Below are 14,468 nucleotides of genomic sequence, written 5' to 3'. Positions count from 1 at the left end.
CCTTTGAAAACACGGCAATTCCATTATGATTATGCCAACATAACAGATTGCTGAGGTGATTCGAGGTGGATGCTACAAGATCTGCTGGATTGGATGAACGGCTGAAAAGTCCAAAAAAGTTTTGGACACCGGGTCGAAAGGAAGCGCTGGTTGGCTGGCTGTTCCTCTTGCCCGAAATCGTGGGCATGCTGCTGCTCAACGTGTTTGCGCTTGTATTTTCATTGTATTTGAGTTTCTCCTCCTGGGATTTACTATCAGGACTATCCGGCATTAAATTTATCGGCATAGACAACTACGTCAAGATGTTCCAAGACATTACGATAGGCAAGGCGCTCATGAACAACCTGCTGTTCACCGTGCTGACGGTTCCCCTTTCCATAGGGATAGCGCTGGTGCTCGCCGTGCTCATTCATTCCAAGGTGTATGGCAAGGATTATTTCAAAGTCGTTTTTTTTCTGCCGTACATTTCATCTATCATTGCCATTGCGGCGGTTTGGAGCGCCCTTCTGCATCCGTCGCTGGGGCCGATTAACCAGTTCTTGATGGATATAGGCATCAACAATCCGCCGAAGTGGCTCGTCGATCCGAAGACATCGTTAGTATCAATCGCCATTATCAGCACTTGGGCAGGCATAGGCTATACGATCATTATTTACTTGGCAGGACTGACGAATATCTCCGCCGACTTATATGAAGCTGCAGATATTGACGGGGCATCCTCGTTGCAGAAGTTTTTCAAAATAACGGTACCGCTGCTGCGTCCTACGACCTTCTTCTTGTTCATAACGATGCTGATCGGCTCATTCAAAGTATTCGATCTTATTGCCTTCCTGACGGAAGGAGGCCCGCATAATTCATCGACCGTTGTCGTATTCCGAATCTATGAAGAGGGCTTCCGAAATTACAACATGGGCTATGCTTCCGCCATTTCCTGGCTGCTGTTCGCCATTATTGGCTTGATCACGGCAGCAACATGGAAAATGCGAAAAGAAGACACGGCCTAACTAAGGGGAGGGAATAAGATGCTCGTTCTGAAAAAAAACGTATCGAAGATTATTGTAACCATCCTAATGGGAGCTCTTTCTATTTTCTTCCTCGTGCCGTTCATCTGGATGCTGTCATCCGCTTTCAAATTTGAGAAAGACGTGATGCGCTTCCCGATTCAATGGATACCGGAATCGATCAATGTAGTGTACAATTTCAAAACGGTGTGGATGGGGAATGTGCCATTCTACCATTTCTACTTCAACTCGATTAAAATTGCATTGACCGTAACGCTGATTACACTCGTATTCTCATCCATGGCTGCGTATGCTTTCACGAAGCTGCGCTTCAAGGGAAGAGACATGGTTTTCCTGATGCTAATCTCTTATATGATCATACCCGCCCAAGCGACATTGATTCCGCGGTTTATGCTTATTCGCTGGATGGGGCTATATGATACGCATGCGGCGCTTATTCTTATGGACATGTTTTCCATCTATTTCACGTTCCTGCTAAGGCAGTTCATGATTAGCGTTAACAATGATTTTATTGAAGCGGCGAAAATTGACGGTGCGGGCTATTTCCGAATCTTCTGGTCGATTATGCTTCCGCTCTGTAAGCCGGTGCTTGCGACGGTCGCGATCATCAAGTTCATCTGGACTTGGAATGATTACCAGAATCCGCTTATTTTCCTGCTCGACAAGGATCTGTATACCATTCCGCTGGGCATGGCGCTATTCCGGGACGATTACACGAACAATTACGCCATTATGATGATGGCTTCGCTATCCGCGATCATACCGCTGCTCATCGTATTTATTATTTTGCAGAAGCAGGTCATTAACGGGATCGCATTAGGCGGCGTGAAAGGTTAAGCGAAAAAGTCAAATATTTTCTCCAACCACCTAAAAATTGTACACGCCGGCATCTGCGCTAAAACCTATAATTCATTTTAAGGACAGCAGTTATTACAAATGTCTACAAGGGGGAATAGCAAGTGAAGAAGAGAAGCGCCATGTTACTACTGAGCATCATGCTGGCTATCGTTACCGTATTGAGCGCCTGCGGCAATTCCGATTCCGGCAATTCGAACAAAGGTGGTTCCGCATCGCCAAATGCATCATCAGACAAGAAAGCTCCATCCGATGAGAAGGTTACGATCAAATATTACAACTGGGATAATGAATCGACATCGCCGAATACAAGGGCGCTGCTTGATCAGTTTGAGAAAGAGAATCCGAACATCAAGGTTGAGCATATCGTTCTTGTTCCCGGCAACTCGGTAGAGATGCTGAAGAAGCTGGACTTCCTCATTTCCTCCGGGGAAGCGATCGACGTAATCGGCGTCCCTAGTCTTGATGCTGTTATAGAGAGAGCCTCAAGAGGGGCGCTAGCTCCGCTGAACGATTATTATAAAGCGGAAGGACTTGTCCCTGAAGACGAATATTTCGTGAATCCGAAAATCGACGACAATTATTATGGCATGCAGAACACGACCAGCTATCAATTCATTTTGATGAACAAAAATGCGCTGGATGAGGCTGGCCTGCCGGTTCCAACTTACGGATGGACGTGGGATGATTTCCGTGAATATGCGAAAAAACTTAACAAGGGAGAAGGCGTGGACAAGCGTTACGGCAGCTACTTCCACACATGGGAGCTGTACATGAATCCGCCTGCGCAGACCGTTGTAAGAAATCCTTTCCGATACGAGGACGGCACGACGAATTATTCCGATCCAACGTACAAATATTTTTTCCAGCTTCGCAAAGACATGGAAGCGGTCGACAAGTCGGCGAAGCCATATGCTGACGTGCTTGCAGCTAAGCTGAACTATCGTACGGAGTTTTTCAACGAAGATGCGGCAATGATTTTGTCAGGCAGCTGGATGGTTCCTGATCCAGGAAACCTGGAGCAATATCCGCATGACTTTGTGACGGCATTCGCGCCGGTTCCTCTGCCGCCGGCTTCTGCAGAGCCCAAGGATTACGAGGGCGGCAAATATTTCGTTGGAGGCTCCCACTTGGCAATTGGAGCTACATCCAAAAACAAAGAAGCTTCCTTCAAGCTCATGCGTTTCTTGACGACGGTGGAATCCGAGTTTAAAACGGAATTCTCCGGCTGGAAAAAATCCGATCCGAAACCGCTGATTGATCGCTTGATCGGAGGCAATGCGAAGATGTACGATGTGGATTCGCTCAAAAACTCGTTGTTCAGCGATAAGATTGAATATTTGGAGGCCTCTCAGGTCGTAACGACTTTCGGCTCCCAGCTCGCGAAAGTACAAGCGGACTCATTCAGTAAATTTATGCTTGGAAATGAATCCATCGATGATATTCAGAAGCAAATGGTTGACGAAGCAACGAAGATCATTAAAGAGAATACGAAGTAAGAGGAACGAGAGAAAAGTGTTCAGGAGGGGTGTTTCTGCCCATCCGGAACGCTTTTTTTTTATTTTTGATAGGCGGCTTCGGAAGGAGAAGGTCAAAATATTACCCTTCAAGTCAAAAATCGTACTAACGGTAAAGGAGCTAGGTCCTTATAATGGGAGATATAGCGAGCGATAAGCGGAAATGAAATATAACCATAGACGGTGATCATCATGAAGAAGCTGCTTCGCAGCACTTATTATCGAAAGATTCAGCTTTCGTTTATTATTCTTATTTTGCTTCCTATTGTTACCGTATCCATTATTTCTTACCTGCTGAATAGAAATGCCAGCATGGAGAACATCGAGCTGACGAATAAGAGCATTTTGCAGCTTATGGAGAAGGACATTGAGGGGACGATTAGCGATTTGGCTTACGCTTCCCTTATTTTTGTTGAAAATGATCTATTAAAGCCCTATTACAAGCATTACGCGGAGCTAAGCCATATTAACAACTATGAGGATTATAAGGTTTACAACGGGATAGAAAGCCTCCTCAAGTTGGTATCCTTTAAGGCTTCTCCTAATCATATCCATCTATTTATCGCCAATGAGCAAGGAATGATCATCGCGACGCCGGGCTTTTTTGACCAAGGGAAGGACATTGGGCAGCTCAAAGAGCACTGGAGACAAATACGCTCCAATGAGAACCTGACAAATTCCGGGCATTTTCAGTGGCTTGGCGCGGTTTCGTCGGATAGGTATCCTGAAAAATTCTTTTATGGGACAAGGGCGATTCGCGAGTCGGGCACCGGACGTACGCTGGCTGTTCTCAACATCGGCATTTCGGAAAATTATTTCAGCGAGCTGTTTAAACCGTTTCCCAACGGGAAATTTGGCCTTTTTAACAGTGACGGTGAGCTGTTCGCGGGGTCGGAGGAAGTGAAGCTTCAGCCAGCGGCCGATGCCGCGACATCGATTCGGAGCAAAGCCTCCATTCCGATCGTGGATTGGGATCTTGTTTTCGAGACGCCTAAGCAGGACGTAGTCGGTCAGCTTACGAGAACGTTTTATATTAGCGGAATGATTATTGGGATCTCGATGCTGCTGTTTTTACTGTTATCCATGGTACTGGCAAGAAGACTGCATAAACCGATTCATAAGCTGCAGCGGATTGCCTTTCAGTTCGGAAGCGGCAATCGCTCGATGCGCTTTCTTGTTTCCGGCGATGACGAGATCAATGATCTGGGACGGACGCTCAACCAGATGCTGGACCAGATCGAAGAGCTGATCGCCAATATTAACCGGGAGCAGGACGAGAAGCGAAGAATGGAACTTCATACGCTGGCAAACCAGATTAGGCCCCATTTTTTGCTCAATACGCTCAACGCGATCAAGATCAGCCTCATTATGCAGTCGGATTCCCTCCATAGCGAGAAAATCAATTCGCTCATCACGCTGCTGCGGAATTACTTGAGGATGGATGAGCCTTCTACCCTGCGGGAGGAATGCGAGGTGCTCCGGCACTACGTCAGCCTTATGGAGATGAGGAGCGATATGAGCATCGGTCTCAATATGGATTATTCAGAGGATGCAGGCAGCGTCCTTATTCCGAAGCTCCTGCTGCAGCCGCTGGTCGAGAACGCGATCGTACACGGCTTTGTCGAGCGGGACAACCATTCAGCAATTGCGCTGGATGCCCAGATCCTCAGTCAGCACCTGATCATCGCCATCACGGATAACGGCGCGGGAATGACGGAGGAGTCGCTCGCCATGATGAACGACAGACTGCATGAGGAAACCATCGAGGAGAGCGAGGGCTTCGATCAAATCGGACTGCGCAATATTTTGAAACGAACGAGACTTATATACGGCCCTGAAGCGGCTATGTGGCTCGTCTCGAACAAGGATGCAGGCATTACCGTCTATCTTAGCTTTCCTATCTTAGAATCGGATAAGCTGCCGGAGGTCGAGAACGATGTATAAGGTCTTGATAATTGATGATGATGCGCTCATGCTCAAATATTTGCGTCAGCTTATTGATTGGAACGCTTTAGGCTTCAGTTCGCTGCTGGAATCGTACTCCAGCGTTAAAGCACTAGAGCTGTTCAAGCAAGAAAAGCCAGATATCGTGGTGACGGATATCGGTCTTCCGCAAATGAACGGCCTTCAGCTCGCGGATCAATTCAAAAGGCTGAAGCCGGATGTGAGAATCGTATTCTTGACCTGCTACGAGGAGTTCGAATTCGTGAAGCAGGCGCTTCATATGAATGCGGACGATTATTTGATCAAGGACAAGCTGGTGGCCGCGCAGCTTGAGCAAACGTTGAACAAGTCCATTGCGGCGATGAAGCAGCAAGCGGTTTCGGAAGCTACGGAATCGTACCAGGAGGATTTCATTCGCAACCTGGATGTACTTAAGAGCGCTTTCTTCGAGCAGTTGGCAAGCGGAGTAAGCAATGAAGAAGCTATGGTGAGGTACGCACGCAGGCTCGGCATTAAGTGGACCTATTCCTCTTTCAAGCTTGCGCTTGGATTTATTCCTTATTCTAGTCTGCGGATGCGTTACGCTCATAAGGACATTGAGCTGCTTCGGTATTCCGTATACAACATGGCTTCCGAGATTTCCAGCCGCTATGAAGGAATCAGTACATTCAAATACAAGGGTTATTTAATGGTGCTGCTCAATTATCGAAGCAGCGTTACGACGACGCCGCAAAGCTATTTGCAGAGTTACTTGATCGACGTGCAGCGGCATGTGGAACAATTTTTGAAGGTAGACCTCCATTTCATTAACTGCACGGCAGAGCTGGCTCTTAAAGACATACCGGATATGTATAAAAAGATAAATAGCAATAGGCACCAGGTTTTCTATGAAGGAGCGAGCCTGATCGAATGGCGTCCAGACCGGAACCGCCTCGTATTTTATCCTGCCAATAATAGCTTTGAAACGTTTAAAAAGTCATTGGATAGAGCTGTGCAGGATGGCGATGTAGTCGCCGTGCAAGAACGGCTTGCAGCTATGAAGGTGGAAGCTTCGGATAAGCGGTTTCAGCCGCTGGATTGGATACAAGCATGTACCGAATTGGTGCGTTCCTTAGAGATGAAGCTGAATATACGGACAAAGGACGATGCTTTCTATCAAGCGCTGGAGTCCGTCATGAACGGCGATGATCTGGTTAGTCTGATGGGCGGGAAGCTTGACGAGCTTATTGCGGGAGACAAAATACCGCTGCAATCACCCTTGCAGGAGCTGAAGCTTCAAGCAATCGATCGCTATATTGTCGACAACCTTTCGGAGAATATCAGCTCCATCGATATGGCACAGTTTTTAGAGTTGAATCCGAGCTACTTCTCGCGATTTTTCAAAAGGCTCACGGGGATCAACTTCACGGATTATGCCCACCGCTATAAGGTTGGGATCGCGGAGCAGCTCCTAAAAAACTCGGACGAGAGCGTCGAGATCGTGGCTGCCAAGCTGGGTTATTATGAGCGAAGCTATTTCTCGAAGGTATTCAAGAAATATACAGGACTTACTCCGACAGAGCTGCGGGGAAAATCGGAGTAGGGGACGAGCTTTGTTAATGAGGAAGCACAGAAGGACTAGAAACAATGCCCAAAAACCCATGCTTGCCATAAGGATTGGACGACATATAATACGGGGAGTGAATGACATGCTGCAAGAGGCGCTTAGGGATGCTGTGGCAAAAACGAAACAAAATATCGCGAGGTTCAATGGGAGATTTCCGCATGTCAGCGAGAATGGCGTCTATCACCTCAATGATAATACGGATTGGACGAATGGCTTCTGGACCGGCATGTTATGGCTATGCTACGAGAATACAAAGGATGGGGAGTTCCGGGATGCGGCGGTTGCCAATGTGGAGAGTTTTCGCCAGCGGCTGGAAGCACATACGGTATTGGACCATCATGACATCGGCTTTCTCTACTCTCTCTCCGCCAAGGCTCAGTGGATGATCGAGAAGGATGAGACGGCTAAGAAGCTAGCGCTTGCTTCCGCTGATGTGCTTATGAAACGCTGGAGACCGAATGCCGGCATCATTCAGGCTTGGGGGCCGGAAGGAGACGAGAAGAACGGCGGCCGAATTATTATCGACTGCCTAATGAATTTGCCCCTTCTGTTCTGGGCGGCCCGGCACACGGGAGATCAACGCTACGCTGAAGTGGCTGTGCAGCAAGCTGATATGAGCAGACGTTATCTCGTGCGCGGCGACGACTCCTCTTACCATACGTTCTACTTCGATCAGAGCAACGGAGTGGCCATTCGCGGCGGGACGGAGCAGGGGTATGCCGATAGCTCAACGTGGACGAGAGGACAAGCATGGGGAATCTACGGATTCGCGCTTGCTTACCACTACACGGGCAATCCGCTCTATCAGGAAACCTCGCTTCGTATGTCGCGTCACTTTCTGGAAAGATTACCGGGTGATGGCGTTGTTTACTGGGACTTCTCTGCTCCAATTCATGCAGAGACAAAGAGAGATAGCTCCGCGTCTGCTATCACGGTATGCGGCATCCATCAATTGCTGCTGTCCTTGCCAGCGGATCACCCCGACAGGGCGTTTTTGGAGAATGGCATGAAGCGATCAATGGATGGCTTGATCCATCACTATGCCACGATCGGCAAGCCGGATGCGGAGGGGCTTCTGGAGAGGGGATCATACAGCGTACGCGGCGGAGCTTCACCGGATGATTATATGATTTGGGGCGATTACTATTATATCGAGGCGCTTATGCGGATTTTGCATGGTCATAAAGGCTACTGGTATGAATAGAGTTTGTAAACATGCAGTTGATGGTTAATAGAGTCTCTGAAACGGTTTGAGATTCAAGGAGGGGATATCCATTCTTCACACGAAATTGCCGGCGTCCGTTCATGGAGGTTTCCGGATGGATGGCTACTGGGTATGGTGCGGGTCGGTCGCAAAAGGCGAGGATGGGCGATTTCATATGTTTGCGTCTCGCTGGCCTAAATCATTGCCCATGCATCCGGGCTGGATCATAGCTTCAGAAATCGTTAGAGCCGTTTCAGATACGCCTGAGGGTCCATATGATTTCCAAGAGGTTGTATTCCCTGCAAGAGGCGCGGAATACTGGGATGGCCGCAGCACGCACAACCCGCATATTGTGAAACACGAACGGTAATTTCGAACGGCCATCTTTACTGTTCCAGGACGGCAGGCCGACTCATTTATTTGGAGCCGTATCGGATGGGAAAACGGGTTTTGGCGATGCACGGCATACATGGAACATGGTGATTCCACTCGGTAATTAAATGAAAGAAACGACAGCTGCTTGGCAGGGGCTCCCTCGTTACGGTGCTGAACGAGTAAAAATGCACGGTGACGTGATAGCTGATCTGGACTGCCGAGCCGCTGCCGGCTGAAAATAGAGCTAAAAACCCGAACGGGGTTAGGGATTTAATTTGAAACAGCCTTCCTTTCACCCTTACTGCTTTGCTCCTGATTCGTCAATAATTGTTCCGCATAATCCGGGTCCTCTAAGAGAGGGCGGCCGATCGCGATGCCGTCGGCTAATTGATCCTCGAGGATGCGGTTGGCGAGGTTTCGGGTATAAATTTTGCCGACTGCAATGATTGGAATGCTGAAATGTTGTTTAAGCGCTGCCGCATGTGGCAGTTGATAAGCGGTGTATGCGTCGCTTGGCTGCACGGGAAGATTCCCGCCTGTTGAGACGTGGATAGCATCGAGTTCAGACTCGAGCGGCAGCAGCATGCGCGCCAATTCTTCAGGCGTTAGTCCTCCATCGGAATAATCAGTCGCAGATACCCGTACGATAACCGGATAATTTCTTCCGACTTCTGCCCTAATCGCGAGAAGAACTTCTTTCAAGAACCTGGCTCTGTTATCGGAAGCGCCGCCATAGGCATCCGACCGTCTATTGGATAGCGGCGATAAAAATTGATGAATTAAAAAACCATGCGCCGCATGAATTTCTATGCCATCAAACCCGGCTGCTATGCTCCTTTTTGCCGCAAGACGATATTCCTTCATAATTCCTTCAATGCCAGCAATAGACAGAGACTCGGGAGTGCCGTAATGATCGTCGAACGCAATTGCGCTCGGCGCGACTAAACGATTTGTTACTTCGGGAGAAGATTTCCGTCCCCCATGCGACAACTGGATAAAGACAGGCGTTTCGTGCGCGTGGATGGCGTCTGTAATTTTTTTTAAGGGCTCCACGTGGCGATCCGTAAATATTCCGATATCATTTGCCCACAGCCGTCCATTAGAAGAGATAGCGGTAGATTCCAAAATAACGAGGCCCACATGCTTTGCCCTTCGGCCGTAATGTTTAATGTGATGATCCGTGGCAAAAGCCTCGGAAGTTCCCTTGTACTGCTGCATTGGCGCCATAATTAGCCGGTTTTTTAAAGTTAACCCGCCCATAGCGAGGGGATCGTTTAAGGTCCATGTCATCTTATATTCTCCTTTGCGATTGAATAGTGATATTTTATGATGGATAACATATAAATTACATAGTATTCTTAAGGAAGATTGCATCTGATAACTAAATTATTTAGTTATTTTAAGTCTATAACCTTTAATATTGAGGCGGCGATGATTATGGATCAAATTGATTCCAAAATCTTATCTTTGTTGCATGAAAATGCCCGAATGCCTATTTCTGAGATGAGCAGAATGATCGCGATGTCGCAGCCTGCGGTAACGGAAAGATTGCGAAAGCTGGAAGAGCAAGGCATTATAACTGCCTATCGCGCGCAGTTTTCCCCTTCAAAATTAGGCAAGCATACTACCGCATTTGTACTGTTTAAAACAAATAGCTGCCAGGATTTTGTTGCTTTCAGTGAAACGGCTCCTGAGATTGTTGATCTTTACAGAATTAGCGGAGAATATAATTTTTTATTGAAGGTGTTAACCGAAACGACGGAATCATTGGCGAACTTTCTTGACGGCTGCAGCGCCTACGGATTTTCTACGACCTTGATTGTTCTCTCGACGGCATTTGAGGATAAAAGCCTTGCAGCAACCGCGACCAAGGTGTAATTGCGCAATGATGGAATCAAACAAATCAACCACGCCCAATGGACGTGGTTGATTTGTTTGACATGGTACGGAGTCGAACAGGGTGCCGGTTTTTTATTTTTAACTGAATTAAATAAATATGTAAATTACAAGCTATCCATTGTTATCAGCAAGTAAAGACCAGGAGCTTATAGTATAATAAATCTACTAAACAACTATGAAAATTAACAAGGCTTATCATCATGATCATCCGGCATGTAAGTGACATAGTGAGAGGAGATTGTATGCCGCAAATTAAGAGAGTTCTCAGAAGCAAATGGTTATTATGGACGACCGGTATTCTTTTAATTATGATAATCGTATTCTCCACGGTTTCCTTTCTGCTGGTGAACTCGGTTTCTGCTACTTTTAAGACGGGCAGCGTGGAAGAGAAATATGCGTCACGAGGACAATATGAAGTAGCAGTGAAGGAAATCTCGGACGTGCAAGGAAAAAAACGGTACAAAGTCTACTCTCCAGTATCGCAAGAGTCGATGCATCCGTTAATTGCTTGGGGCAACGGGACGGGCGCTCTGCCTGAGCAATACGACGAGCTATTTCGCCATTTGGCGGGCTGGGGATTTGTAGTTATCGATACGTATAGCACGACAACTGGTACGGGGAAAGAAATTGTTGCGGCCATTGATTATATGCTGGCTCAAAACGATACGTCCGGCAGCCCGTTCCATCAACGCATTCAAACTGATCAAATAGGGGCTGCGGGCCATTCTCAAGGCTCCACCGGCGTAATTAACGCCCATACTAATTTTGAGCGCGGCGCTGCTATCAAGACGGTTGTCTCGATCGCGCTCCCGGCGCTTAAATATTGCGATCCAGAGGATGTGTATGACACGTCAGCTTTGAAGGTTCCTTTTTTTGTGATGAGTGGAACCCGTGATTTTATCATATCTCCTTCAGCCTCGAACAAGCTGGCGATCAGCAGCGCAAATCCGGATATTCCGGCGATGATGGCGATGGCCAAAGGGGCAGCGCATACGGCGATCGAACAGGATGGCGGCAAGCATAGAGGGTATCTGACAGCTTGGATGAGATATCAGTTAATGGGCGATTCGGAAGCGATGTCCGCCTTTAAGGGCGAGGACGCGGAAATTTTGACGAACGATAACTGGAAAGATATCTTCTCAGCAAACATGCAGCAACAATAGCCGGCGTATAACGAAACGGTTCGATTGACGGCTTGAAGACGCGGTCCTTATAATTGAGCTATGATTATGCCAATATTATCAACTAAACTATACATCCCCCCGAACCGGCCGGAAATGGTCCTTCGTTCTCGGCTGATTGATCGCTTGAATGAAGGCAAACAACGCAAACTGACATTGATCTCTGCCTCGCCTGGCTTTGGCAAAACGACATTGGTCAGCGAATGGCTTGCCGGATGCGGTAGGCCTGCCGCATGGCTGTCGCTGGACGAAGGCGATAACGATGCTGCACGTTTTCTGACGTATCTCTTCGCTGCCCTGCAGAATATCGGAGCGAATGTTGGAGAAGGCGTGTTTGGACTGCTCCAATCTCCGCAGCCGCCGTCAATCGAATCGATTTTGACATTGCTGCTGAATGAAATGACAACGATTCCAAGCCCTTCTATCCTCGTTCTTGACGATTACCACGTGATTGACGCCACACCGGTTCAAGAGGCTGTCTCCTTTCTGGTTGAGCGGCTGCCTGTACAGATGCATTTGGTCATGATTACTCGGAAGGACCCGCACTTACCGCTTGCAAGGCTGCGCGCTCGAGGACAGCTAAACGAACTGCGCGTTGCTGATTTGCGTTTTACCGCGATTGAAGCTGCTGGATTTCTAAATGAGGCGATGGGGCTAAGTCTCTCTCCAGAGGACATCTCGCGCCTTGAGACCCGCACCGAAGGCTGGATTGCCGGCTTGCAATTAGCCGCTATCTCCATGCAGGGACATAACGATACAAAGGGCTTTATCGATTCTTTTACCGGCAGCCACCGCCACGTCATGGATTATCTAATGGAAGAAGTGCTGTGCCAGCAGCCTGAAAGCATCCAGCTTTTTTTGCTGCGCACCTCTGTTCTCGACCGGATGAGCGGTTCTCTTTGCGATGCCGTTACGAGAAGAAGTGCTCAGCATAGCAAGATGAAGGGGACGTTGGCTGCTTCAAGTTCGCTTCCTCCCGATTTCACCACTGCTTCAGGGCAAGAAGTTTTGGAATATCTCGAGCAATCCAATCTATTCCTTGTTTCGCTCGATAACGAACGGCGATGGTATCGCTATCACCATCTCTTTGCAGATTTGCTGCGGCAGCGGCTGCATCAGCACAGAACTGCATCCGCTGGTGATGAAGGCTGGGACGTCGGCGAATTGCACATGCATGCGAGCGTATGGTACGAAAAAAACGGGCTGGAGATAGAAGCCTTTCAGCATGCCGTGGCGGCTAATGATGTTCCGCGCGCTGTTCGTCTGATGGAAGGAGGGGGCATGCCCCTGCACTTTCGCGGCGGGGTAACGCCTGTAATGAGCTGGCTGGAATCACTGCCAGCCGCGACATTGAATGCTAATCCTTCCTTGTTGGTGATGCATGCTTCCGCTTTGTTGTTTGTCAGCCAAACAACCGGCGTCGAACAGAAGCTGCAAGCAGCAGAAGCAGCTCTGCAGGATGCCGTCTTAGACGACAATAACAAAAATCTGATTGGCCATATAGCTTCTGTTTAGGCAACGATAGCCGTAAGTCAGCATCAGGCAGATACGATTATTGCCGAGTCGAAGCGTGCCTTAGCGTTTTTGCATCCTAACAACTTGCCTGTCCGCTCGGCTGCAGCGTGGACGCTTGGCTACGCCTACCAGCTGAAAGGAGAACGTGCTGCAGCCAAAAAAGCATATAGCGATGCTTTAGCGGTCAGCCAGACGATTGGGCATTACATCATCCGCATTATGGCAACGTTTGGCCTTGGCAACTTGCAGGAGTCGGAAAATCAGCTTGATCAGGCGTTCCAAACATATCGGCAGGTGCTGGAGCTTGCAGGTGATCCGCCAATGCCGGTATTTTGCGAGGCGTATCTTGGTCTAGCCCGTATTTGCTGCGAATGGAATGATTTGGAGGCTGCTGAGCAGCATTTGCAACAAAGCATGCGATTAGCGAGGCAAATTGAATATACGGATAGACTCGTTACTTGTGAGATATTTCAGTCCAAGCTAATGCTGGCTAAGGGAGATCTTGCCCGGGCTTCCTCGATTCTAATAAAGGCGGGCCAGTACGTTCGCCGGCATAGCTTCGTGTACCGGATGCCTGATATTTCTGACGCCCAAGTGCTTGTTTCGCTACGAATGGGCAATATGGCTGCTGCTGAGTGGGTAGAGGCATATGGCCTTCCATTCAGTCCAGTCAGCGCTGCCCGTGTGCATTTGGCACAGGGAAACACAGCCGCAGCTTTGGCGCTGCTGGAGCCTTGGCGCCAGCAAGTGGAGGCAAAGGGCTGGGAGGACGAACGGCTTAAGACGATGGTGTTGCAAACGGTCGCTTTATTCGCGCATGGCGAGAAGAACGAAGCATTACGGCTGCTGGGAGAGACGCTCAAGCTGGCTGAGCCCGGAGGGTTCGTCCGTCTATTTGTCGACGAAGGATTACCGATGGCGAGGCTTATATCAGAAGCATCTGCCCATGGAATAATGCGGGATTATACGGCTAAGCTGCTGGCTGTATTTGAAGCGGAACAGACGCACCATGGACTTCAGTCGGAGCCGCTCCGAGCTCAGCCTCTTATTGAGCCGCTCAGCGCTCGCGAGTTAAACGTACTGCGGCTTATAGCCGAGGGGCTTTCGAATCTGGAGATTAGCGAGCGCCTTTTTCTCGCCCTTAGTACGGTTAAAGGGCATAACCGGATTATTTTTGACAAATTACAGGTGCAGAGACGAACCGAAGCAGTGGCGCGTGCACGCGAGCTCGGCTTGTTGTAATCCTTAACATAAACATACTTTAGTATCTATGCGTCAGTACCGGTTTGCCTATAAACTACTCCTAAATAGTGACGGTGGCACAGCTGTTCAAAGCCACGAGTTCATTTC

General features: G+C 48.5%; 12 protein-coding genes. 11 read left to right on the top strand and 1 reads right to left on the bottom strand.

Annotated elements, in window-relative coordinates:
- Positions 1-65 precede the first annotated feature (65 nt).
- The 7 genes from A7975_RS13380 (at position 66) to A7975_RS13350 (ending at position 8,518) form a co-directional block, all read left to right on the top strand.
- Entirely contained in the window at positions 66-1,004 is a 939-nt protein-coding gene (locus tag A7975_RS13380) for a carbohydrate ABC transporter permease (protein ID WP_065385415.1), read from the top strand.
- Between the two features lie 18 nt (positions 1,005-1,022).
- Positions 1,023-1,859: a carbohydrate ABC transporter permease gene (locus A7975_RS13375; RefSeq protein ID WP_065385414.1), complete on the top strand. Its 837-nt coding sequence runs from the start codon at positions 1,023-1,025 to the stop codon at positions 1,857-1,859.
- Positions 1,860-1,981: 122 nt separating this feature from the next.
- The gene (locus tag A7975_RS13370) at positions 1,982-3,376 is read left to right on the top strand and encodes an ABC transporter substrate-binding protein (protein WP_065385413.1); all 1,395 of its coding nucleotides are present in this window, start codon (positions 1,982-1,984) and stop codon (positions 3,374-3,376) included.
- 210 nt (positions 3,377-3,586) lie between these two features.
- Complete coding sequence (locus A7975_RS13365) at positions 3,587-5,338, top strand: cache domain-containing sensor histidine kinase (protein ID WP_053377189.1); 1,752 nt, start codon at positions 3,587-3,589, stop codon at positions 5,336-5,338.
- Positions 5,331-6,920 carry a response regulator transcription factor gene (locus A7975_RS13360; protein WP_065385412.1) on the top strand — a complete coding sequence of 530 codons (1,590 nt, stop codon included), beginning with the start codon at positions 5,331-5,333 and terminating at the stop codon, positions 6,918-6,920. The genes A7975_RS13365 and A7975_RS13360 overlap by 8 nt, the downstream gene beginning before the upstream one ends.
- A gap of 106 nt (positions 6,921-7,026) precedes the next feature.
- On the top strand, positions 7,027-8,148 hold the full coding sequence (locus A7975_RS13355; RefSeq protein WP_065385411.1) for a glycoside hydrolase family 88 protein: 1,122 nt from the start codon (positions 7,027-7,029) through the stop codon (positions 8,146-8,148).
- 115 nt (positions 8,149-8,263) lie between these two features.
- Entirely contained in the window at positions 8,264-8,518 is a 255-nt protein-coding gene (locus A7975_RS13350) for a glycoside hydrolase family protein (protein WP_065385410.1), read from the top strand.
- Positions 8,519-8,793: 275 nt separating this feature from the next.
- On the opposite strand, the gene A7975_RS13345 is transcribed toward A7975_RS13350, so the two are convergent.
- On the bottom strand, positions 8,794-9,813 hold the full coding sequence (locus A7975_RS13345) for an oxidoreductase (RefSeq protein ID WP_065385409.1): 1,020 nt from the start codon (positions 9,811-9,813) through the stop codon (positions 8,794-8,796).
- A gap of 147 nt (positions 9,814-9,960) precedes the next feature.
- Here A7975_RS13345 and A7975_RS13340 point away from each other — a divergent pair, with 147 nt between their 5' ends.
- The 4 genes from A7975_RS13340 (at position 9,961) to A7975_RS35405 (ending at position 14,360) form a co-directional block, all read left to right on the top strand.
- Positions 9,961-10,401: an Lrp/AsnC family transcriptional regulator gene (locus tag A7975_RS13340; protein WP_053377184.1), complete on the top strand. Its 441-nt coding sequence runs from the start codon at positions 9,961-9,963 to the stop codon at positions 10,399-10,401.
- Positions 10,402-10,664: 263 nt separating this feature from the next.
- Positions 10,665-11,585, top strand: coding sequence for a poly(ethylene terephthalate) hydrolase family protein (locus A7975_RS13335; protein ID WP_065385408.1), 921 nt, complete (start codon positions 10,665-10,667; stop codon positions 11,583-11,585).
- A gap of 66 nt (positions 11,586-11,651) precedes the next feature.
- The gene (locus A7975_RS35410) at positions 11,652-13,118 is read left to right on the top strand and encodes a winged helix-turn-helix domain-containing protein (protein WP_369688920.1); all 1,467 of its coding nucleotides are present in this window, start codon (positions 11,652-11,654) and stop codon (positions 13,116-13,118) included.
- Between the two features lie 6 nt (positions 13,119-13,124).
- Positions 13,125-14,360, top strand: coding sequence for a LuxR C-terminal-related transcriptional regulator (locus A7975_RS35405; protein WP_369688928.1), 1,236 nt, complete (start codon positions 13,125-13,127; stop codon positions 14,358-14,360).
- The last annotated feature ends 108 nt before the right edge of the window (positions 14,361-14,468 follow it).

It is taken from the genome of Bacillus sp. FJAT-26390 (assembly GCF_001682865.1).
Lineage (GTDB): Bacteria > Bacillota > Bacilli > Paenibacillales > Paenibacillaceae > Pristimantibacillus.
This window is presented reverse-complemented; position numbering and strand designations above follow the sequence as displayed.